The 21,276-nt window shown below is 54.7% G+C and carries 18 protein-coding genes and 1 pseudogene; 12 read left to right on the top strand and 7 right to left on the bottom strand.

The features are described 5' to 3' along the window. Window positions 1-77: 77 nt before the first annotated feature. Window positions 78-1,205: a tetratricopeptide repeat protein gene (locus OSC10802_RS0136555; protein WP_017721715.1), complete on the bottom strand. Its 1,128-nt coding sequence runs from the start codon at window positions 1,203-1,205 to the stop codon at window positions 78-80. A 367-nt stretch (window positions 1,206-1,572) separates the two neighbouring features. After that, window positions 1,573-2,613 carry a tetratricopeptide repeat protein gene (locus tag OSC10802_RS0136550; protein ID WP_017721714.1) on the bottom strand — a complete coding sequence of 347 codons (1,041 nt, stop codon included), beginning with the start codon at window positions 2,611-2,613 and terminating at the stop codon, window positions 1,573-1,575. A gap of 266 nt (window positions 2,614-2,879) precedes the next feature. Here OSC10802_RS0136550 and OSC10802_RS0136545 point away from each other — a divergent pair, with 266 nt between their 5' ends. The 6 genes and pseudogenes from OSC10802_RS0136545 to OSC10802_RS0136525 all read left to right on the top strand — a co-directional run bounded on the left by OSC10802_RS0136545 (window position 2,880) and on the right by OSC10802_RS0136525 (window position 8,728). Next, window positions 2,880-4,307: an aspartate ammonia-lyase gene (locus OSC10802_RS0136545; RefSeq protein ID WP_017721713.1), complete on the top strand. Its 1,428-nt coding sequence runs from the start codon at window positions 2,880-2,882 to the stop codon at window positions 4,305-4,307. A gap of 261 nt (window positions 4,308-4,568) precedes the next feature. Continuing rightward, a pseudogene (locus tag OSC10802_RS53745) lies at window positions 4,569-4,682 on the top strand (RNA-guided endonuclease TnpB family protein); the annotation flags it as partial. A gap of 151 nt (window positions 4,683-4,833) precedes the next feature. Continuing rightward, window positions 4,834-5,124: a hypothetical protein gene (locus tag OSC10802_RS0136540; RefSeq protein WP_017721711.1), complete on the top strand. Its 291-nt coding sequence runs from the start codon at window positions 4,834-4,836 to the stop codon at window positions 5,122-5,124. A 135-nt stretch (window positions 5,125-5,259) separates the two neighbouring features. Next, window positions 5,260-5,541, top strand: coding sequence for a hypothetical protein (locus OSC10802_RS0136535; RefSeq protein ID WP_017721710.1), 282 nt, complete (start codon window positions 5,260-5,262; stop codon window positions 5,539-5,541). 376 nt (window positions 5,542-5,917) lie between these two features. Further along, window positions 5,918-6,880, top strand: a complete 963-nt coding sequence (locus tag OSC10802_RS0136530) for an Npun_F2552 family protein (protein ID WP_017721709.1) — start codon at window positions 5,918-5,920, stop codon at window positions 6,878-6,880. Window positions 6,881-7,159: 279 nt separating this feature from the next. Beyond that, window positions 7,160-8,728 carry a B12-binding domain-containing radical SAM protein gene (locus OSC10802_RS0136525; protein ID WP_017721708.1) on the top strand — a complete coding sequence of 523 codons (1,569 nt, stop codon included), beginning with the start codon at window positions 7,160-7,162 and terminating at the stop codon, window positions 8,726-8,728. Between the two features lie 110 nt (window positions 8,729-8,838). Here OSC10802_RS0136525 and petL read toward each other — a convergent pair whose 3' ends face one another. After that, a complete protein-coding gene (petL, locus tag OSC10802_RS0136520) occupies window positions 8,839-8,940 on the bottom strand; it encodes a cytochrome b6-f complex subunit PetL (RefSeq protein ID WP_017721707.1) in 102 nt (33 codons plus the stop codon). Between the two features lie 91 nt (window positions 8,941-9,031). Between petL and aroB the strand changes: the two genes are divergently transcribed. Continuing rightward, window positions 9,032-10,126: a 3-dehydroquinate synthase gene (aroB, locus tag OSC10802_RS0136515; RefSeq protein WP_017721706.1), complete on the top strand. Its 1,095-nt coding sequence runs from the start codon at window positions 9,032-9,034 to the stop codon at window positions 10,124-10,126. 64 nt (window positions 10,127-10,190) lie between these two features. On the opposite strand, the gene OSC10802_RS0136510 is transcribed toward aroB, so the two are convergent. Together OSC10802_RS0136510 and OSC10802_RS45270 are read right to left on the bottom strand one after the other, a co-directional pair. Beyond that, on the bottom strand, window positions 10,191-10,616 hold the full coding sequence (locus OSC10802_RS0136510; RefSeq protein WP_017721705.1) for a putative toxin-antitoxin system toxin component, PIN family: 426 nt from the start codon (window positions 10,614-10,616) through the stop codon (window positions 10,191-10,193). Further along, entirely contained in the window at window positions 10,609-11,028 is a 420-nt protein-coding gene (locus OSC10802_RS45270) for a helix-turn-helix domain-containing protein (protein WP_017721704.1), read from the bottom strand. Before OSC10802_RS45270 ends, OSC10802_RS0136510 begins: the two co-directional genes overlap by 8 nt. Window positions 11,029-11,389: 361 nt before the next feature. Between OSC10802_RS45270 and OSC10802_RS0136500 the strand changes: the two genes are divergently transcribed. Then, a complete protein-coding gene (locus OSC10802_RS0136500; protein ID WP_017721703.1) occupies window positions 11,390-13,723 on the top strand; it encodes a fused MFS/spermidine synthase in 2,334 nt (777 codons plus the stop codon). A 333-nt stretch (window positions 13,724-14,056) separates the two neighbouring features. On the opposite strand, the gene OSC10802_RS0136490 is transcribed toward OSC10802_RS0136500, so the two are convergent. Together OSC10802_RS0136490 and OSC10802_RS0136485 are read right to left on the bottom strand one after the other, a co-directional pair. Further along, window positions 14,057-14,821, bottom strand: a complete 765-nt coding sequence (locus tag OSC10802_RS0136490; RefSeq protein ID WP_026099118.1) for a proteasome-type protease — start codon at window positions 14,819-14,821, stop codon at window positions 14,057-14,059. Between the two features lie 272 nt (window positions 14,822-15,093). Beyond that, window positions 15,094-15,867: a C39 family peptidase gene (locus OSC10802_RS0136485; protein WP_017721700.1), complete on the bottom strand. Its 774-nt coding sequence runs from the start codon at window positions 15,865-15,867 to the stop codon at window positions 15,094-15,096. Between the two features lie 317 nt (window positions 15,868-16,184). Between OSC10802_RS0136485 and OSC10802_RS0136480 the strand changes: the two genes are divergently transcribed. The 4 genes from OSC10802_RS0136480 to OSC10802_RS0136455 all read left to right on the top strand — a co-directional run bounded on the left by OSC10802_RS0136480 (window position 16,185) and on the right by OSC10802_RS0136455 (window position 21,110). Then, window positions 16,185-16,373, top strand: coding sequence for a hypothetical protein (locus OSC10802_RS0136480; RefSeq protein ID WP_017721698.1), 189 nt, complete (start codon window positions 16,185-16,187; stop codon window positions 16,371-16,373). Window positions 16,374-17,154: 781 nt separating this feature from the next. Then, window positions 17,155-17,595, top strand: a complete 441-nt coding sequence (locus OSC10802_RS0136465; protein ID WP_026099117.1) for an Hsp20/alpha crystallin family protein — start codon at window positions 17,155-17,157, stop codon at window positions 17,593-17,595. Between the two features lie 92 nt (window positions 17,596-17,687). Beyond that, the gene (gene dnaK / locus OSC10802_RS0136460) at window positions 17,688-19,589 is read left to right on the top strand and encodes a molecular chaperone DnaK (RefSeq protein WP_017721694.1); all 1,902 of its coding nucleotides are present in this window, start codon (window positions 17,688-17,690) and stop codon (window positions 19,587-19,589) included. A gap of 294 nt (window positions 19,590-19,883) precedes the next feature. Then, window positions 19,884-21,110: an HhoA/HhoB/HtrA family serine endopeptidase gene (locus OSC10802_RS0136455; protein WP_017721693.1), complete on the top strand. Its 1,227-nt coding sequence runs from the start codon at window positions 19,884-19,886 to the stop codon at window positions 21,108-21,110. The last annotated feature ends 166 nt before the right edge of the window (window positions 21,111-21,276 follow it).

Raw genomic sequence — 21,276 nt, 5'->3', positions numbered from 1 at the left:
TGCCCAGAAACCCGGTTTCTTAAACAAACCGGGTTTCTCAGTAGCAAGCGCTCCCATCCTGAGTGCCGGCAACTTTGCTATTGCTTGCCTGCCCCCATCAACGCCTGAAACCGCTTATTTTTGCGCAGGCAATCCAAATCCGGATCGGTTTTGGCTGCCGGCAGATATTTAGCGGGATTCTTCTGAATCGCCTCCTGCAAATGGTTCACCGCCAGAGGCACCTTCCCCTGCATAGCATAGCAGTACCCCTTATTATAAATTGCATTCACATGATTGGGGTTAACCGCCAGCGCCCTGTCGAAATTCTCCATCGCTTCTCGATAGCGCTTCAACTTCACAAGCGCGTAGCCCCGATTGTCCCACGCTTCATAATTATTCGGGTCGCACTCCACAGCCCTGTCATAGCAGGGAATCGCCTCCTTAACGCGACCGGAGCGCCGCAGCACCAGCCCCTTGTTATTCCAAGCGTGAGTTTCTTCCGGATCGATTTCTAGGGCTCTGTCATAGCTAGCCAGCGCCTCTTTATCCTTCCCCATGTCGGACAGCACCGTCCCCAGGTTAATCCAATACGCCACCCGATCTGGCTTAATCTCTATCGCCCTCTCATAGCTGGCGAGCGCTTCTTCCGACTGCCCCCAGACCATCAAAGCGCACCCTCTATTATACCACACTTCTGGGTCATTTCGCTCAATTTCCAGCGCCCGGTCATAGCTGTAAATTGCCCGCTTGTGCTTGCCCAAATTCAACAGGGAATTCCCCCGGTTGCTCCAGGATTTATAATCTTCTGGGTTAATTTTTAAAGCTCTGTCGTAGCAGGATATCGCCTCTCCATTGCGCCCCAAAGTTCCCAGACAGTTGCCTTTGCTGCTGAGCGCCTCCCAGCTGTCTGGTTTAATTTGTAAAACTCTGTCAAAGCTAGCCATTGCTTTTTCAGCGTAGCCCCACTCCAGCAGGGCGATACCCCGGTTCAGCCAGATGCGTTCGTCATTCGGACTGAACTCTGTCGCGCGCTCAAAACTCTCTACGCATGCCTCGTAGCGCTTCAAGTGCCCCAGCGCCAGCCCCCGGCACGCCCAGGCATCTCCAAAGTGAGCTTTTAGCTTTATCGCTCCCTCGAAATGAGCGAGCGCCGCTTCAAAGTCTCTGGACTCCAAACACCGCAATCCTTGCTGGAAACAGAATTCAGCAGTTCCCGGATCTGTCATGGCTGTAGATGTAATCGCACTCCTCTCCCATTTTAGCCCGGGCTTCCGGCAATCAGGTACTGAGAAACCCGGTTTCTTTAAGAAACCGGGTTTCTGATCCGCAGTACATCCAACTGAGAGCCGCTATATCTGGAGGGCTCCCCACCAGACGCGCCAAAGAGGGCTGACCCGCCTTTGAAATCCGTTGAATTGCTTTATTTATTAAAGCTCTCCCCCAAGCCTGAAACTAAATTCAGTTTAGCTTTTCCGATTAAAACCTATCTCAACCATTAAATATTCAAGACAAATTAACGGGCGAGTGGCGAGCCTGCTGCCAGCTGCAACTCCTGTCACTCGCCACAGAAGGAAGCGCCTATTTTTTCACGCTTCAGTCTTGGCTCTTAACTTCCTCTTGAATCAGCGCTTGAAATCGCTCATCTTGACGGATCTCGTCAAAATCCGAGTCAGTTTTTGCCATCTGCCGGTATTGCTCGGGAGACAGATTAATGGCTTGTTGCAGGTTCTCGATGGCCAAATCGACATTGCCGGTGCCGGCATAGCAGCAAGCCTTGCTGTACCAAGCCTTGTGCCGGTCGGGGTCAAATTCCAAAGCTTTGTCAAAGCTGGAGATCGCCCCATAGTGGCAGCCTAACTTGTCCAGCGCCTGACCCCGAAAGTACCAGGCATCGGGACTGTCAGGCTGAAGGGCCAAGGCTCTGTCCAAGCTAGCGGCGGCTTTGGCGTACTGGCCTAAATTCAGCAGCGCCATCCCCCGGTTATACCAAGCCCAGTGGTAGTTGGAGTTATAGTGCAGGGCTTTCTCGTAGTTGAAAATGGCTTGTTCGTACCGGCCCAGATCGTAGAGGGCATTCCCCCGATTGTGCCACGCCTCGTGGAAGTTGGGCTTGATCTCCACAGCTTTATCGTAGCTAGCGACCGTTTGCTCCAGCCGGCCCAGGTGTCTCAGCGCGATCCCACGGTGATACCAAGCCCAGTAATAGTCCGGTTTGAACTCAATTGCCCTGTCGTAGCTGGCAATTGCCTCCTCAAAGCGCCCCAAGTTTTTCAGGGCAATGCCGCGATTGTTCCAAGCCCAGAAATAGTCCGCCTTATAGTGAATTGCCCGATCGTAGCTGGCGATTGCCTCTTCAAAGCGGCGCAAGTCATCAAGCGCATTCCCCCGGTTGTTCCACGCCTCATGGAATCCCGGCCTCCACTCCAGGGCTCTGTCATAGCTGGCGACTGCCTCAGAGTAACGCCGCAAGTGATACAGCGCATTGCCCCGACTGTACCACACGTCGGGATAATCTGGTTGAAGTTCCAAAGCTCGGTCGTAGCTAGCAATTGCTCGCTCATATTGCTCAGCCCGATTAAGCTGCAATCCCTTCTGGAAGAAAAAGTCAACTTGCAAATGCGTAGCGTCACTCATAGAATCTGGCATCTAACCGTAGGATGATTTCATCTAAGATGCCCAAAACAATAGCACGATTCAACAGCCACGCGCTGCATGGCTAGCAAAAATCTGGCATCTTTCTTAAGGTAGATTTCATCCGACCTGCAGGAGATCCGGGTGATTCCTGTTCGATACCCTGCGGACTGCCAAAAACCAGAAACTCAGGACGCTCACGGGTTTTATTCTACCCGAAGAGTGTCCCGACCATAACGTCCAGTGCAAAATTCTCGCATTCTAAACGCATGACCGAACAACCCCACACCGACTTCCGCACAGAACGCGACTCAATGGGAGACCGGCAACTTCCCGCCGGTGCCTACTACGGCATCCAAACCCTGAGGGCGCTGGAAAACTTCCCGATCAGCGGCATCAAGCCCCTGCCAACCTACACAGAAGCCTGCGTGCTGATCAAAAAAGCCACCGCCCTTACCAACGGGGAACTCGGATGCATACCAGACGATATCTGTCAAGCAATTGTCCGGGCAGCGGATGAAGTCCTCGCCGGCCAGTTTCGCGACCAGTTCCTGGTGGACATTTACCAAGCCGGTGCCGGCACCTCCCACCACATGAACGTCAACGAAGTCCTCGCCAATCGCGCCCTAGAAATTCTCGGCGAAGAGAAAGGCAATTACAAGCGCGTCAGCCCCAACGATCACGTTAACTATGGCCAGTCCACCAATGACGTAATTCCCACCGCCATTCGCATCGGGGGGCTGCTGGCTTTGCACAAGACACTGCACCCAGCCCTCTCAGAAGCCACCGCCGCCCTCCACAGCAAAGCCGGCGAGTTCCAAGATATCGTCAAATCCGGCAGGACCCACATGCAAGACGCCGTGCCGGTGCGCCTGGGAGAGACCTTCCGCGCCTGGGCGCAAATCCTCAGCGAGCACCAAACGCGCATAGAAAGGGCGTCTGAAGATTTAACCAAACTGGGATTGGGCGGAAGCGCCGCCGGCACCGGCCTGAACACCCACCCGAAATACCGGCACCGCGCCGCCGAAATCCTCAGCGAGATCACCGGCCTGAGCCTGAAGCCGGCACCCCACCTGATGGCCGCCATGCAGAGCATGGCCCCCTTTGTCGGCGTCTCCGGTGCCTTGCGCAACCTAGCCCAAGACTGCATTAAGATGTCCCACGACCTGCGGCTGATGGATTCCGGGCCAAAAACCGGCCTCAAAGAGATCCAGCTGCCGCCGGTGCAGCCCGGGTCCTCGATTATGCCAGGAAAGTACAACCCCGTGATGGCAGAAATGACATCAATGGTGTGCTTTCAGGTCATGGGCTACGACGCCGCCATCGCCCTCGCCGCACAGGCCGGCCAGCTGGAGCTCAACGTCATGATGCCCCTGATTGCCTACAACCTAATCCACAGCATCGAAATTCTCGGCAACACCCTAGCGGCGCTGACTCGCTTTTGCCTGCACGGGATTAGCCCCAATCGCGATCGCTGCCGGGCTTACGCCGAGGGAAGCCTAGCCCTCGTCACCGCCCTCAACCCCCACATCGGCTATCTCAACGCCGCCGCCGTCGCCAAAGACTCCCTAGCCACCGGCAAATCCCTGCGGGAAATAGTCCTCGATCGGGGGCTGATCAGTGAAGAAGAACTAGCCAAAGTGCTAGATTTAGAGAGTATGAGCGCCATGCCCTCGCCCGCCGGCGAGCAAGGCTGAGCCTGACGGAAGCAGGATTTAATCCTGGATTCTTGACGCAAAGCAGCGGAACGCGGTATAATGCAATAAATCAGGACCAAAATAGCGTTAGCCAATCATGCCAACCGTTTGATGTCGCGCTTAATTCTCGACCCGCCTTTGAGACTTCCGACACGGTTGCCAGGTGAAACGGGTTCTTGAGCTTAAAGCAACAAAAACGGCGCTGACTTGAAGACGCTCAAGGTGAGGGGGTGCCAAAACACCGTCTTAAAACGTTCCTGAAATAGCGCGGACGGGATTTTCCTGAAAGCTTTGCGGGATACCGCCTCTATCACTTTTATCGGGGATAGTGCCATCCTTGCGTTGTCAGGGATTGTCCCAGATAACGTCGCGTAAATGTATCAGTGCAGTTAATGATTTTACGAACCGCAGAGGGCGCGCCAATCGCCAGGGAAAGCCACGACCGGCCCCTTGTTCAGGCCATCCTTGGCGCAGCGCCTTTGCGGTTTTTTTACAATCAGGTCAGGCACAGAAAGGGAGCTTTTTCATGCACGCCCAAGACAGTGTTATCCCGCCTTCCTTGCAGCTGACATTTCACTTTGTCAGCGGGGAGAGAAAATCTTTCAACATTCAACCGGCGATCGACCCAAACACAACCGTTCAGGACATGCGTCAGGAAATACGGCGCTTTCTCAAAGAAGACTGGTGGGTGATCAAAACAGCAGAGCGGACCATCTTTATCAATCGGGACAGCGTCCTCACAGTTGACTTGACCCCTCCCGTCGAGTTTCTTGAAGGAGAAGGATTTCTCCACACAGGACTTGCCACTGAGATCTAGCGTCTCTCATATTAGTGAGGGACTGAGAAACCCGGTTTCTTAAAGGAACCGGGTTTCTGGAACCTGCGGCACTCAACTGAAAATCGCTAGAATCGGGCGAGCTGCCATATAAACTTTAGCGGAGCTTTTTTAGCCATGCCTATTCAAGACACCGTCACACAGGTGACCTTTCACTACGTCAGCGGTCAGTCCGAAACCTTCACTATCCGAGCGACAGCACAAGATTTTTACCGGCAGTTGCAATTAGCGTCAGACTCCGGCTGGCTGACGATGCACCTGCTGGATCAAAGCGTTGCGGTCTGCATTGACAAAGTGGTGAAAGTGGAAGTGAAGCCCGCCTTCCCGGAAATCAAAGGAGACGGCTTCTTCCCAGACGCCCAGAGGATCTCCGCCCTGCAGCGCGGGGCAGCCCGGTGACAAATTTAGATTTCAATTTTAGAGTGGAAAGAGTTCCCTCGCTGCCGGCAAGTGCCCGGAAAGGGGCGCAGGTGCTTCGGGAGCATCCCGAAGCAAGCAAAGACTGTCACCCTCACCCCCCTTACTCCTCTCTCCCAGGGCGGGAGAGGGGGGGAAATAAAGAATTCTCCCCTCTCCCCAAAGTGGGAGCGGGGTTGGGGGTGAGGGGGATTACAAAAATGGGATGCTCCCCAGGTGCATTTCAATCCCGTTTCCTTTGATTCGCTGGCCAAAAATATTCTCCCCCTGCCCCCTGCTGAAATCATTATCGCATTGAGATGGGCTTGTTCGCACAACCCTTGATGCTCCCTTTCCTCACGACCCACAATCGAAAATCATGCCTGCTGTAAGTTTAATTCGCGCGGACTCTTACGACCTAAAGCTTTTGCAGGCGTCTCTGGAGAAGCTGCTGGAACCCCTCGGGGGGATGGCAGCAATTGTCAAGCCAGGGGATCGCGTCCTGCTCAAGCCCAATTTGCTCACCGGCGCGCGCCCCACTAAGGAGTGCGTCACCCGCCCAGAACTGGTGTGCTGCGCCGCCAAAATGGTGCGGGAAGCCGGTGGCAAGCCGTTTATGGGGGACGGGCCCGCTTTTGGCAGCGCCCGGGGCGTGGCTGTGGCCAATGGCTACCTGCCCCTGATCGAAGAACTCGACCTGCCGGTGGTGGAATTCCACGGGAAGCGCTACGAGACAGTCAGCGAGGAATTCAACCACCTGCTGCTGTCCAAAGAAGCAATGGAAGCAGACGCCGTGATTAACCTGCCCAAGGTGAAGTCCCACGCCCAGCTAACTCTGACGGTGGGGGTGAAAAACCTTTTTGGCTGCGTTCCCGGCAAAATGAAAGCCTGGTGGCACATGGAAGCCGGTAAGGACAGCGCCCGATTTGGCCAAATGCTGGTGGAAACGGCGCGGGCGGTTGACCCAGACCTGACGATTGTGGACGGCATCATTGGCCACGAAGGCAATGGCCCCAGCGGCGGCGAACCGCGCTTTTTGGGCATGTTGGGCGCTTCCCCCGATGTCTTCGCCCTGGATCGGGCGGTGGTGGAAATTCTCAATCTCCCTCCCCAGACAGTGCCCACAGTGGCGGCGTCTGAGAGATTGGGGCTTTGCTCAAATCTGGAGGCGATTGAATTCCCCCACCTGCCACCGGAGGAACTGAAAGTGCTCGATTGGAAACTGCCCGACAAACTCATGCCTATTGACTTCGGCATGCCTCGGGTGATTCGATCTACCTTCAAGCATCTGTACATCCGATTCATTAAAGAGCCGGTGGCTGCCTATGGCGGTCGCCGGTAGGCAAGCGCCCCGGATTTTGATGCCAGTGGGGTGCTGACGCGGCGCACCCCACCTTGGCCAACTCAGGTAAATTGCCACTATTAATTTTCCTCAGAGACTACCTCTCTCTACCTTCTTCTTGGCGTTCTTGGCGTCTTGGCGGTTCATTATGAAAGTAAATCAATCAGACGTCAGACTCCCCCCTCTCCACCCGGGTGACGCCGCACGAGCGCGCACAGCTTGGACGCGCTAAGCTTAAATTATTTAAGCCCAGCTAGCAGCAGTGTGAGGAACTCATTCATGCGAGTTTTACTCGTTTATCCCCTGTTTCCCAAAACGTTTTGGTCTTACGAAAAAATCCTGGAACTCGTGAATCGCAAGGTTTTGCTGCCACCCTTGGGTCTGGTGACGGTGGCGGCTATCTTGCCGCAGGAGTGGGAGTTCAAGCTTGTAGATCGCAATATCCGACCGGTGACGGAGGAGGAGTGGCAGTGGGCGGAGATTGTCATCTTCTCTGCTATGATTGTCCAGAAAGCGGACTTGCTCGCCCAAATCCGGGAAGCGAAGCAGCGCGGCAAGCGTGCCGCTGCCGGCGGGCCTTACCCAACTTCTCTGCCGGAGGAAGTCAAAGGAGCCGGTGCGGACTATCTGATTCTGGATGAGGGGGAAATTACTCTACCCATGTTTGTGGGGGCGGTTGAGCGGGGCGAAACCGGGGGCGTTTTCCGCGCCGGCGGCGAGAAACCGGATGTCACCGGCACCCCCATCCCCCGCTTCGATTTGCTGGAGTTTGACGCCTACGATTCGATGTCGGTACAGTTCTCTCGCGGCTGCCCCTTCCAGTGCGAATTCTGCGATATTATTACCCTGTACGGTCGCAAACCGCGCACGAAGACGCCGCAGCAGCTGCTGGCTGAGCTGGATTACCTCTACGAATTGGGGTGGCGGCGCGGCGTGTTCATGGTGGATGATAATTTTATTGGCAATAAGCGCAATGTCAAGCTATTCCTGAAAGAGTTGAAAGTCTGGCAAGCAGAACACCAGTATCCTTTCCGGTTTAATACGGAAGCGTCTGTGGACCTGGCGCAAGATCCAGAACTGATGCAGCTGATGGTGGAGTGCTTTTTTGATGCGGTGTTTTTGGGGATTGAAACGCCGGATGAAGAGAGCTTGCAGCTGACTAAGAAGTTCCAAAATACCCGCAATTCGCTGATTGAGTCGGTGGAAACTATCACGCGGGCGGGGCTGCGGCCAATGGCTGGGTTTATTATTGGATTTGATGGGGAGAAGAAAGGGGCCGGTGAGCGGATTGTCCGGTTCGTAGAATCGGCAGGGATTCCTACCACAACTTTTGCCATGTTGCAAGCCCTGCCCCACACGGGTCTCTGGCACCGGCTGGAAAAAGAGGGGCGACTGCGGGATAAGGATGGCACGATCAACCAGACGACGCTGATGAATTTTATCCCGACTCGACCGCTGGAAGAGATTGCCCGGGAATATGTGGGAGCGTTCTGGCAGCTGTACGATGCTGAGCAGTTTCTTGACCGGACTTACCGGTGTTTTTTGATGCTGGGCGCACCGGCATGCCACCCGCCGTTTAAGTGGCCGAGCTGGGTGGATTTGCGTGCGCTGCTGATTGTCTGCTGGCGTCAGGGGGTGAAGCGCAAGACTCGCTGGAAGTTCTGGCACCACCTGTTCAGCATGATTAAGCGCAATCCGGGGGTTTGGGAGCACTATCTCACGGTTTGCGCCCACAATGAGCATTTTCTGGAGTACCGCCAGATTGTCCGCAACGAGATTGAGGCGCAACTGGCTGAGTTTCAGGCGCAAGAGGCTGGCAGGCAGGTGCCGGTGGGGCTGGCCAGTTAGGGCGGTTCCTCGCTCCCGGGCGAAAGCCCGGGAAGGAGGTGCCGGGTGGGTTCCGCGCGCTCGATTCGTCCCCCTGTGGGCGAAGCGAGCCGGCGGAGCACCGCAGCTGCTTAGATCAGCTTGATGGCGCGAAAGCCAAACATCAGCCCCGCCGCGAGGACAAAGGCTCCACCGAGAAGGACAGCATAAGTGACGATTCCAGATGCGCTCATTTACATTTCTCCATAAAAACCGATTACAATTATTGAAACATGGGGTGCGGTACAATACAGCCCGCAACCTCTTGTTGATTGGGTGTTGGCCATGACTTCTGTCATCCGCGTTAATCTACCGCAGCAGTCTTATGACATTGCGATCGCCACCGGCGGGCTCAATGCCCTGGGCGCGCAGATGCAGCCGCTGAATCTGGGGAAGAAGGTTTTGGTGGTTTCTAACCCGGTGGTGTTCGGGCATTACGGACAGGGGGCTGTTGCTTCCCTGGAGTCCGCTGGGTTTGCTGTCGAGCGCTGCATCCTCCCGGATGGCGAGCAGTACAAAACTCTGGAATCTGTCCAAAAAATCTACAGCGCCGCTCTGGAAAGCCGCCTGGAACGCTCCTCAACGATGGTGGCTCTCGGCGGCGGCGTGATTGGGGACATGACCGGCTTTGCCGCTGCCACTTGGCTGCGCGGGATTAACTTCGTGCAGGTGCCCACCACTCTGCTGGCAATGGTGGACGCTTCGATTGGCGGCAAAACCGGCGTCAACCACCCCAAGGGCAAGAATTTAATCGGCGCGTTTTACCAGCCGAGCTTGGTGATCGTTGACCCGCAGGTGCTGCAAACGCTGCCGGCACGGGAGTTCAAAGCCGGCATGGCGGAGGTGATCAAGTATGGGGTGATTTGGAATGAGCCGCTGTTTGAGCTGCTGGAGCAGAGCAAGCGCCTTGACGAGTTGCGGTATATAGATGCCGGCACTCTGCAAGAAATGATCGGCTGGTCTTGCCAAAGTAAGGCTGATGTGGTAATGCAAGATGAAAAAGAATCCGACCTGAGGGCGATTCTCAACTACGGTCACACGATCGGTCATGCGGTGGAGAGTTTAACCGGCTACAAGTCGGTGATTCATGGCGAGGCGGTGGCGATTGGCATGGTGGCGGCGGGCCAGCTGGCGGTGGCGCTGGAAATGTGGGACTTTGAGTGCGACCGCCGGCAGCTTTTGCTGATTAAAAAGGCGGGACTGCAGGTGTTGCTGCCGGCGGGGCTGGATGTTGACGAGATTGTGGAGAGTTTGCAAACCGATAAGAAGGTGAAGGGGGGGAAGGTGCGGTTTGTGCTGCCGGCTCATATTGGTGCGGCGACGGTGACGGACCGGGTGCCGGCGCATTTGATTCGCCAGGTGTTGCGGGGGATGATGTAGGGAGGGGAATAATTTGAACCGCCACAGACGCCAAGAGCGCCAAGGGGGGAGGTGGGTTTTTTGGCTAGGACTCTCCCCGCTGGTTCAAAGTGCGCAGAAATAGAGCCGGTGTCAAAATTTGGGTGCCGTGGTAGTATTTGAGTGAGAGCAAATGGTTATCGACCGAAACCAAATAATCTGCTTTGGCTTCGTAAGCTGCGGCTAAGAATTTATTGTCGTCCGGGTCAATTTGGTCGAGCCGAGTTGATTCATAAACGCCAGGGATGTGCAGAGCAATTGACCTAATATCAAAGAGCAGAGCATCTATATCTGCCTGAGACACTCCTTTCCGGACGAGCTTGACTACTAATTCTCGAAGCAGCTGGGGTGCCATAACCAGCGTAAAGCGCCCCTGACGCCACTGATTTAAAAGTTGACGCGGACTGCTAGTGATCGTTGGACGCAGAAGGGCGGCAACAAATACAGAAGTGTCGATGACAGCCTTAACCATCGCTTTTTATCCTCGCAACCTGAGTTTCAACCGCCGGTTCAGATTTTGGAAGTTCTTCTGCTATCCTGTCTAGAGTGGCTTCAAAACTTGTCCAAATTTCTTCTGGTGGACGGGGTGGCATAGCCTCGGCGCGGGCGAATGCCCGTTTAATTATCTCATCAGCTTTGGCAAGTTCGTCGGCAGTGGGTCCGTCACTGTCCTCAGGCTCAGCTTCGAGCGCCAGCAAGTCATTGGGTGTGCATTTAAAGAACAAGCAGAGTTTGGCCAGGGTGCCAAATTCGATGGCCTGGGCTTCACCGCTTTCCAGATCGCTCAGCTGGTTTTCGGCGATGCCGGTGAATATGGAAACTTCCTGGCGCTCGATGTGACCGCACTTAGCCCGCAGTGCCGCTAGCTGTGTTTTTACTCTCATGGCTTGCCTCCTCTTTTTTCTTTCATTCTACACTGTTTGGGCAAGTGTTGGCGCTCGCCTGTGAGCGCCGGCTTCAGGGGAGTTGTATATTACCGGCATGAACCCCAGCGCAACCCCTACCCCTATACGGGGAGCGGGCTAGGGGGTGAGGTTGCTTCAGATGAATGCAAAGAGTAAAAATTGGGGCGTCTCTGTCTCCCAGGCACACCGGCACACCGGCTCTCCTGCTATACTATTTTTGCCAAAGTGAGATATAGCGGTTCTCTGGCATAGAAACCCGGTTTCTTAAAGAAACCGGGTTTCTCAGTACCTCACAAAGGATGAGAAACGCTATACTCCCCTTCCCCAGGAGCCAACGCCGGTGCTCTTTCTTTTCTCTGTGACGCTTTTTCTGAGCGCTTTCCTGCTATTTTGGGTGCAGCTGATGGTCGCCAAGATGATTCTACCGCTCTTGGGCGGCTCTCCCGCTGTGTGGAATACCTGCCAGTTCTTTTTTCAAGCCACTTTATTGCTCGGTTACGCATACGGGCACCTGACAGCAAGGTGGTGGGAGACTCGCCGGCAAGCGGTGATTCACAGCTTTCTCCTCCTGGTGCCGGTGGCTTTTTTGCCGGTTGCTGTTCCGAAGGGTTGGATTCCTCCTGCAAATGCCAGTCCTATCCCTTGGTTGCTGGCGCTGTTGCTGGTTTCCACCGGCATCCCTTTCTTGGCTGTTTCTACCACGGCTCCTCTGGTGCAGAAGTGGTTTGCCGGCACAAGACACCCCAGCAGTCAAGACCCCTATTTCCTCTATATTGCGAGCAATTTTGGCAGTATGTTAGGGCTGCTCAGCTACCCCATCCTGATTGAGCCGAATTTTTCCCTAACGCAGCAGAGTTGGCTGTGGGCTGCCGGTTACGGATTGCTGATTTTTCTGACGCTCGGGTGCGCCGCATGCCTGTGGCGCTCGCCTCAAAAGGCTGTGCCGGCGCAAACAGTGAGTGATATAACCGATGTAGAGATGCAACATGTCGCGTCTCTCCCTTTGACACAAACCGATGGAGAAGAAACCGGCTCTACATCCGCTACAGCGGGCTACCCATCTGCTGCAGAGCGAGCACGCTGGGTGTTGCTGTCGTTTATTCCCTCCAGTTTGCTTTTAGGAGTCACCACTTATATTACAACAGATATTGCCTCTCTGCCGCTGCTGTGGGCTGTTCCTCTGGCGATTTATCTGCTGACGTTCATTTTGACCTTTGCTAGCAAACCGCTGCTGCCGCACAAGACTTTGATGGCGCTGCTGCCTTTATTACTGACGCCACTAATTATTTTATCTTTGCTGAAGGTGATGCAGCCGGTGTGGCTGTTGCTTCCGTTGCATTTAGCGGGATTCTCTGTCGCCGGCTGTGTTTTTCACGGGGAATTGCAAAGGAGCCGGCCTAACAGCCAGCACCTCACCAGTTTTTACCTCTGGATTGCTTTTGGCGGTGTCCTCGGGGGCTGGTTTAATGCCCTCGCAGCCCCTTTGCTGTTTCCCTCTGTTCTGGAGTACCCTCTCATCATGTCGCTCAGCATCTTGCTTGCGGGAGATTATACCTCTGAACAAGCCAAACGTCAACCCCACCGAGCGAGTGAATTGGCGGAAAAAGACAGCCGGGAGAAATTTTCATTTTTAAACTTGAAATTGCGGACGGCCAGACTTGTGAGCTTGGGTTTACTATTCGGCGCTCTAATCGTTGGGTTCGATCCCAAAGGCTTCACGGGCAACCTGTTGGGCAATCTGGTGGCATTTAGCCTGCTAGCTGCCATGTTTTACACTTTTTCCCTCGGGCTGGGGCGGCTTGTCACCGGCTTCATCTTAATTGTTCTGCTCAGCCAGTTTGCTCTGGGAAACATGGGGGGAGTCCTCCACATCGACCGGAGTTTTTTTGGGGTGAACCGGGTGGTGACTGACCGGCGCGGAGAATACCGCAGTCTCTTGCACGGCACAACCCTGCACGGAAAGCAAAGTCTCGACGCGCAGCGCCGGCGGGAACCCCTGACCTATTTTTACCGCACTGGCCCTATCGGGCAACTATTCCAGTCTTTGAATGCCAGCAAGCGCCTGTCTCGCGTGGCCGTGCTGGGGCTGGGAATTGGGACGCTAGCCGCCTACTCAGCACCGGGGCAAAAGTGGACATTTTACGAGATAGATCCGGCGGTGGAAAAGCTGGCTCGCAACCCCAATTATTTCACTTTTCTGGAAGACTCAAAAGCGCCTTTTTCTGTGGTGCTGGGGGACGCTCGCCTGCAACTGGCGCAGGTGCCGGACAGTCACTATGACTTGCTGGTCATGGATGCGTTTAGCTCGGATTCAATTCCAGTCCACCTGGTAACGCGGGAAGCTATCCAGCTGTATTTCAGCAAGTTGACCGAACACGGGTTGCTGGCAATTAATATCTCCAACCGCTACATTAATCTAGAGCCGGTCTTGGGCGCTTTAGCGCGTCATTTAGGGCTGTCAGCGCTGCAGCAGTTGCAGCGGGAGATTTCTCCTGCGGAGAGGGAAAGGGGGAAATCGCCCTCTCACTGGGTGCTGCTCGCCCGCCGGCAGGGGGATTTTGGCACCCTCGCCAGTGACTCGCGCTGGCAGCCGGTTCCCGCAACGGAGGGAGATCCCCTGTGGACGGATGATTTTTCGGATATCTTTCGGGTGCTTCGCGGTTTTGGGGGGTGAGCCGATTTTGGATGCCCGGATTTTCGATTTTGGATTGAAAAAAGGGCAGAAAAGCGTTTTCACCAACCCGGGGGAACACTCTAGCGTCTCTCATATTAGTGAGGGACTGAGAAACCCGGTTTCTTTAGAAGCCGGGTTTCTGGAGGGCATCTCATTCAAATGAGATGCGCTATATCTATCTCAAATTGCTAAACTGTTAGGCTTTTAATCCGCATGTGGTCGAAAGGAGGCAGAGCCTCCAAAGCGGCTTTCCCAGGCTCTGCCTGGGAACGAGGGAAATGACCGGGCGCTGCCAAATGCGCTATGTGCGAAAAAGAGATGCTGCCGGTGAGATCAGTCGATGAGGACGTCTGCTTTAGAATCCTCAATATGCTGCCAGTCGATATTGGGCATGTGCTCGACAGCCTTTTTCAGGTGTTCTTCCCACAACTTGCGAATCTGGGCCAGATAGGGGTCTCCCAGACGCAGTTTCAGCTGGTGCCGGATAATAAAGCTGTCAGTCTCGTACATCGCCAGGTTAATGGGTGGCCCGACAGAGATGTTGGACTTCATCGTCGAGTCAATGGACAGCAGGGCGCATTTCGCCGCCACTTCCAAGGGGGTTTCAAAACTGAGGGAGCGGTCTAGAATCGGCTTGCCATATTTGGTTTCGCCAATCTGCAGAAAAGGGGTTTCCTTGGTGGCGTGAATGCAGTTTCCCTGGCTGTAAACGAGATACAGTCCCGGTTCTTCTCCTTTTATTTGGCCTCCTAAAAGGATGCTGCACTGAGCGTTAATGCCGTCTTGCTTCAGCCAAGACTTGTCTTGCTCCTGGATGTGGCGGATCTTCTCCCCGATATAGCGAGCGACGTCGTATAGGGTTGGCAAGCTGTGGAGACTGGGGCTCTCCTGAACCTTGATATCTCTGCGCAGCAAGGTTAGAGCGGCTTGGGTCATCGACAGGTTTCCTGAGGTGCACAGCAGGAGCACCCGCTCCCCCGGATTGGAAAAATCAAACAGTTTCTGGTAGGTGGAGATATAATCGACTCCAGCATTGGTGCGAGAGTCCGCAGCCATGACTAAACCAGAACGGGTAAGGACACCAAGGCAATAGGTCATGAAGTCAGCCATTAGAAAAGACCTCGATCAATCTTATTATTTCTGCCGGCCCGCATCAGGTTCTGCGGGAATTCCGATCCGGCGGTGGCGCTGCCGGGTTTCCCAGACGCCTGCTGCGGTTCAAAGTAAAAAGCCCGCCTGGTGCGTCCAACCGAGCGCCACCGGCAGGCATATCCGGTTAATCAATTTCTTCCGGATGAACCTTAAATAAAAGCACTACCCGTAATTAATATAAAATTAATCATCCGGATAGTAGGCATTGCTTTTGGCTTTTACCGCGAGATAAAGTGAACCCAGAAGTCCCCGTCAGGGATGCAGGTCTGGCGGATCAGGTCATATGAGTATGGCAAAAATGCACCGCTGAGGTCTGTGCGATAGCCGGTGGAGAACCACTCCCCGTAGGGATCGTGGACGATAAAGCCGTTACTGTCATAACCGACCAGGGTGATAATGTGGCCAGAAGAGGTGAAGTACCCGTGGATAACTGCGGGATTGCCGCCGGCTAACCAACGTTTTACCTCCTCGATCGTAGCATTGGGGTTGAAGTCATCGCGGCAGCCATAAGCTTCCACAATCCTGGCCAAATCTAAGGGCTCGTGCCGGCTCAGGCCGCGATTTTCGGCGTACTCGTAAAGCTCATCCTCAAATTGGCCATAACTGCTCTTGCGAGAAGCGCCCAGGTACTCCAGACACATGGCCAGGGATGTGACATTGCAAGCGCCTGTCGGGTTGTACCAGTTGTCAAGCTGGGACTTGTAAGGGACTGAGAGCTTAACGCTGCCGGCTGCAGAGGGTGAGGAAATAGGGGGTTTGCGCTGGTCGGTAACGATCTGCACATGTTGCCCAAAGGCGTACCAAGTATTCCGCCCTTTGAAGAAATCCTTGCGGAGCGCAAATCGAATGTGATTCCGAACGTAAGAATAGGAGTGGAGTTCCAATTCTTTCCCCGCTTTTATTTCGTATTTTTCTGCTGGTGTAAGCTGGTCTGATGGCACCGGCTTCAGTTTCAAAATCGTGTCTCGGAGAACCTTAAGTTTCGTTACCATAGGAAAAAGTCCTGAAGTAATTAATTCGCTAATAGCCGGCTGTTGTATTTTTTTATTCGCACTCTTTGAGGTGTTAGTCCGGAGATTTTGAAGCGGATGGGAGGAGGGCTGCAGTTTGGCGCTCGGTCGGCAAGCGCCGTTCGGGAAATTAATTACCCAAACCGCAAGCTTAACGTGCGGGAGCGACCCTTTGATTAAACCAGCTTCGCATTTAGTGCTGGTGCGCCCTCCGGACTGATTGCCTTGCTATCCGGAATCTCCAGAAAATCTCTGCCGGTTAAATACGCCCGCAAGCGCGGCACCCGGCAGTCGCGGGCATGCGAACTCCGCTCGCGGGCACCGGCAACAAGCCCTTGCTGGTGCCGCCTGCATTAATTTCCCCTTTCCCGCTCCTTTTTCAGGAAACAGCACGCCTCGCCCGCTGCAAGGGACACACAGGCGGCATCCAGCCGGCCAGCCAGTCGCCCCCACGGTTCCTGAAGTGGGAAGCCGGTGATATCCAGTGATTGCAATCAAAAGCATTGCGACCGCCCTTTCCGAAGGCCGCCGCAACGGGCGCGTCCTGCAAGATTATCTCCTGTTAATCTCCGGAGGATTTTTCAAAGAAGGGGTTATGTAGCAGTTGTAAATTATTTGCGCACTCGCTTTTGGCCGATAACCCCGGGTTCTTTAATAAACCGGGGTTCTGAAATTGACAGGAAGGGTATTGACGCCTTATATATCGCAATAGACCCTCCGTTTAACAGATAAGCAATGCGTGCCGGTGCCGTGTCCATTACTGAGCTGTCCCTTCCTGTATAACCCCTCTCCCACTTTGGCAGAACCCTTCCCGCGCCCAGAACCGTCTCACAACATCTGCGGAAAACCCTAACCCTACCCGGTGCATAAGCTAGTGGAGCCGGTGCATTGGCAAGTTGAGCCGGGCTCCGCTTTAGCTCGGGAATGAGGCTTAGCTTCTCCCTCTTATATATAAAAGAGAGTTTGCCCTGGCGGCTGGGGAGTGGCAGCGGCAGCATCCCACTTTGGTCAATAGGCGCTCTCGGTGCGTTCCCTTTCCCACCGCACCCTACAGCTGAAGTACACTTTACCGAACATGGATCGGATCGGTTTAGCCTGCAGCCTGAATGGGGCGACCCATACAGCTTGAGAGTGCGGAAATTACCAGTCAGGAACTCGTTAGAACCGAATTTACTCCCGCAGCCATCCTGCATATGCTAACTATCAGAGGCGGAAATTCAGGCAACAGCCTCAGCTTAATCCCAACCTTAAATTCAGGAGGCAACCCCTATGGCACTCGTTCGTTGGAACCCTTATCGCGAGATGGAAACCTTGCAGCGGGAAATGAACCGGCTCTTCGACAGCCTGACGGCACCCAGCAATGGGGAAAACACTGTTACCGACTTTATCCCCCCAGCTGAGATCACCGAAACCCCTGAAGCCATCCACCTGAGACTGGAAGTTCCCGGCTTGGAACCCAAAGACTTAGACGTGCAAGTCACAGCGGAAGCGATCGCGATTACCGGCGAGCGCAAGCATGAAGCCCGAACCGAAACAAAAGGCGTGACTCGCACAGAATTTCGCTACGGTCAGTTCCGCCGCGTGATTCCCTTACCGGCTCGGGTGGAAAATACCAAGGTACAGGCTGAATACAAAAATGGCATCCTGAACCTAACCCTGCCGAAAGCCGAAGAAGAGAAGAACCGAGTTGTGAAAGTTAACCTCGGATAATCTAAACGTGATGCCGGGTGCGTCCTGACGCACCCCGCAGTTAGAAGGGCTCGCCTAAAACCATCATTTAGCATCAATTAGGAGTTAAGATTATGGCAAAAGTAGTCGGCATTGACTTGGGGACCACCAACTCTTGTGTGGCAGTGATGGAAGGTGGGCGACCCGTGGTGATTGCTAACGCAGAAGGCGGTCGCACCACCCCCTCTGTCGTCGCTCACACCAAGACCGGCGACCGCTTGGTCGGCCAAATCGCCAAACGCCAAGCGGTGATGAACCCCGAAAATACCTTCTATTCAGTCAAGCGCTTCATCGGGCGCAAATACAGCGAAGTCACCCACGAAGCGACCGAAGTTTCCTACAAAGTCCTGCGCGACAGCACCGGCAACGTCAAACTGGACTGCCCCGCCGCTAAATCCCAATTCGCCCCCGAAGAAATTTCCGCCCAAGTCCTGCGCAAACTCGTGGATGACGCCAGCAAATATCTGGGCGAAAAAGTCACGCAAGCCGTTATTACCGTCCCCGCCTATTTTAACGACTCGCAGCGCCAAGCGACTAAAGATGCCGGCAGAATTGCCGGGATAGAAGTCCTGCGCATCATCAACGAACCCACTGCCGCCTCCCTAGCCTACGGTCTGGATAAAAAGAACAGCGAAACTATCCTCGTCTTTGACCTGGGCGGCGGCACCTTTGACGTGTCAGTATTGGAAGTGGGCGATGGCGTATTTGAAGTCAAATCGACCAGTGGCGATACCCATCTCGGCGGCGATGACTTCGACAAGAAAATAGTCGATTGGCTGGCGGATGAGTTCAAGCGCAACGAAGGGGTTGACCTGCGCAAAGACCGGCAAGCGCTGCAGCGGCTGACTGAAGCGGCGGAAAAGGCAAAAATTGAACTGTCTAGCGCCACTCAAACCACCATCAATCTCCCCTTCATCACCGCCACTCCACAAGGGCCAAAACACCTGGACGTGAGCCTGACGCGAGTTAAATTTGAAGAACTTTGCTCGGATTTGCTCGAGCGCTGTCGCGGGCCGGTGGAGCAAGCCCTGCGAGATGCTAAACTGAATGCGGCGGATCTCGATGAAGTTGTGCTCGTCGGCGGTTCCACCCGGATTCCCGCCGTGCAGCAACTGGTGAAGCGCCTGACCGGCAAAGAACCCTGTCAGGGCGTTAACCCCGATGAAGTTGTGGCGGTTGGCGCTGCAATTCAAGCCGGCGTGCTGGGCGGTGAAGTCAAAGATATCGTGCTGCTGGATGTCACGCCTCTCTCTCTTGGCGTGGAAACTCTCGGCGGCGTGATGACGAAAATCATCCCCCGCAACACCACCATCCCCGTCAAGAAATCGGAAGTTTTCTCCACCGCTGCAGACGGGCAAACAAACGTGGACATCCACGTCCTGCAAGGCGAGCGAGAAATTGCTTCTGACAGCAAGAGCTTGGGCAACTTCCGCCTGGATGGGATTCCCGCAGCACCCAGAGGCGTTCCCCAAATCGAAGTCACGTTCGACATCGACGCCAATGGCATCCTGTCCGTCTCAGCTAAAGATAAAGGAACTGGCAAGCAACAGTCCATTACCATCACCGGTGCCTCCACTCTCGATAAGAGCGACGTAGAGCGGATGGTTAAAGAAGCTGAGCGGAATGCAGAATCTGACCGCAAGCGCCGCGAAGAAATCGACACCAAGAATATGGCGGATTCTTTGGCTTATCAAGCCGAGAAACAGCTCAAAGACTTGGGCGATAAAGTGCCGGCTGCTGACCGGAGCCGCGCTGAAGGGCTGATTAAGGATTTGCGGGAAGCTATCAACACTAACAATTCCGATCGCATCAAGTCTCTCAGCGATAATTTGCAGCAAGCTATGATGCAAATTGGCAGCGCGATCTACGCTCAAGCGGGAGGCAGCGCTCCCAGCAGTAAAGCTCACGCCGGCGATCCCGGCAGCAGTGCCGGTGGCGAAGATGTGATTGACGCCGATTTCGTCGAACGCCGGTAATTAATGTGAGGAATCGGTCGGCTCTGCCTCCCGGTTCTCATTCCCAGGCTCTGACTTGAAAAGGTTTGTAGTAGGGCTTTAGCCCTACCGGCCCTCCCTTGTAATTCCGAGGTGAGACGATAGGTAGCGCCCCAAATTACTTCCTGTAAGTTTCAGAAACCCGGTTTCTTAAAGAAACCGGGTTTCTGGGCCAACAGCGGTTGCGCAAATTATTTAAAACTGCTATACTAAACGGGAATAAGAATAAAAAGTCGAGCCGGTTGAGCGGTCTTTAGAAAGTGGAGGGGTTCCCCAATGACATCTTCTTCTGAGCAACGTTTTCCGCCCCTGCGTCAAGTCGGCGGTTACGCCCTAGCGGCGGTCTTGAGTTTTGCCTTGACCTTGGCTACGTTGCGGGCATTTCCCAACCTGCTGATTCCCAAACTGGCACCTGTGCCGGCGGTTTCGCAGGTTCAGCCGGCTGAGCTTGCGGCAGTTCCAGCGCTGCGTGCGGACAGCGGCAGCTTTGTGACAGCCGCCGTGAATCGAGTCGGACCGGCAGTGGTGCGCATCGACACCGAGCGCGTCATCACCCAGAAAACACCTGATTTCTTCTTTGACGACCCTTTCTTGCGCGACTTTTTTGGAGACGGCATGTATTCCAGACAGCCCAGAGAGTATCACCAGCGCGGTCAGGGGTCCGGTTTCATTATTGACAGCACCGGCATCATCCTCACCAACGCTCACGTCGTCAGCGGTGCCGATACCGTCAGCGTCACCCTCAAGGACGGGCGCACTTTCAAAGGATCTGTCAGGGGAATTGACGAGCCGTCCGATCTGGCGGTGGTGAAAATTCCTGGACAGGACCTGCCGGTGGCACCCTTAGGAAACTCCTCTCAAGTACAGGTGGGAGACTGGGCGATTGCAGTTGGCAACCCCTTGGGGCTAGACAACACTGTCACCCTGGGAATTATCAGCACCACCGACCGCTCCAGCGCCCAAGTCGGCATTCCTGACAAACGCCTCGATTTTATTCAAACGGATGCCGCTATCAATCCCGGCAACTCTGGCGGACCCCTGCTGAACGAGCGGGGTGAAGTTATCGGAATTAACACGGCGATTCGCGCCGAAGCGCAGGGGATTGGGTTTGCCATTCCTATCGAGAAAGCCAAGCAGATTAAAGACTCCCTGGCTCGCGGCGAAAAAATCCCGCACCCCTACATCGGCATTCGCATGCTCACGCTGACTCCAGAAATTGCCAAACAGTCCAACAGTGACCCCAATTCGCCCTTTACTGTACCTGAAATGAATGGGGTGCTTGTGGTGCAAGTGATTCCCGACAGTCCATCCGCCGCTGCCGGTTTGCGCCGCGCAGACGTGATTTCAGAAGTCGATGGGCAGCCTGTAACCACTGCCGAAAAGTTGCAAAGCGCGGTGGAAAAAAGCCGCATCGCCCAGCCTTTGCGGCTGACAGTGCAGCGGGGGGACCAAACCCTGGAGCTCACCGTTCGCCCTGGGGAACTGCGGGAAGCGGCTCGCTAGTATAGCACTAGCCACTTAGGTTAGGGCAGGCGTCTCGCCTGCCCTACGTCATAACCTCGCAGGATAGGCGTTCCTTTCCGACGGGTGTGTCCGAACCTAAGTGAATATTGCTAGAACCCTCAGGTTGGGCTGATTTCCTTTTCAGTTGGATGAAGTATGCGCCAGA

It is taken from the genome of Kamptonema formosum PCC 10802 (assembly GCF_000332335.1).
GTDB lineage: Bacteria > Cyanobacteriota > Cyanobacteriia > Cyanobacteriales > Oscillatoriaceae > Oscillatoria.
The sequence above is the reverse complement of the archived record's forward strand: the minus strand, read 5'-3'. Positions and strand labels throughout refer to the sequence as shown.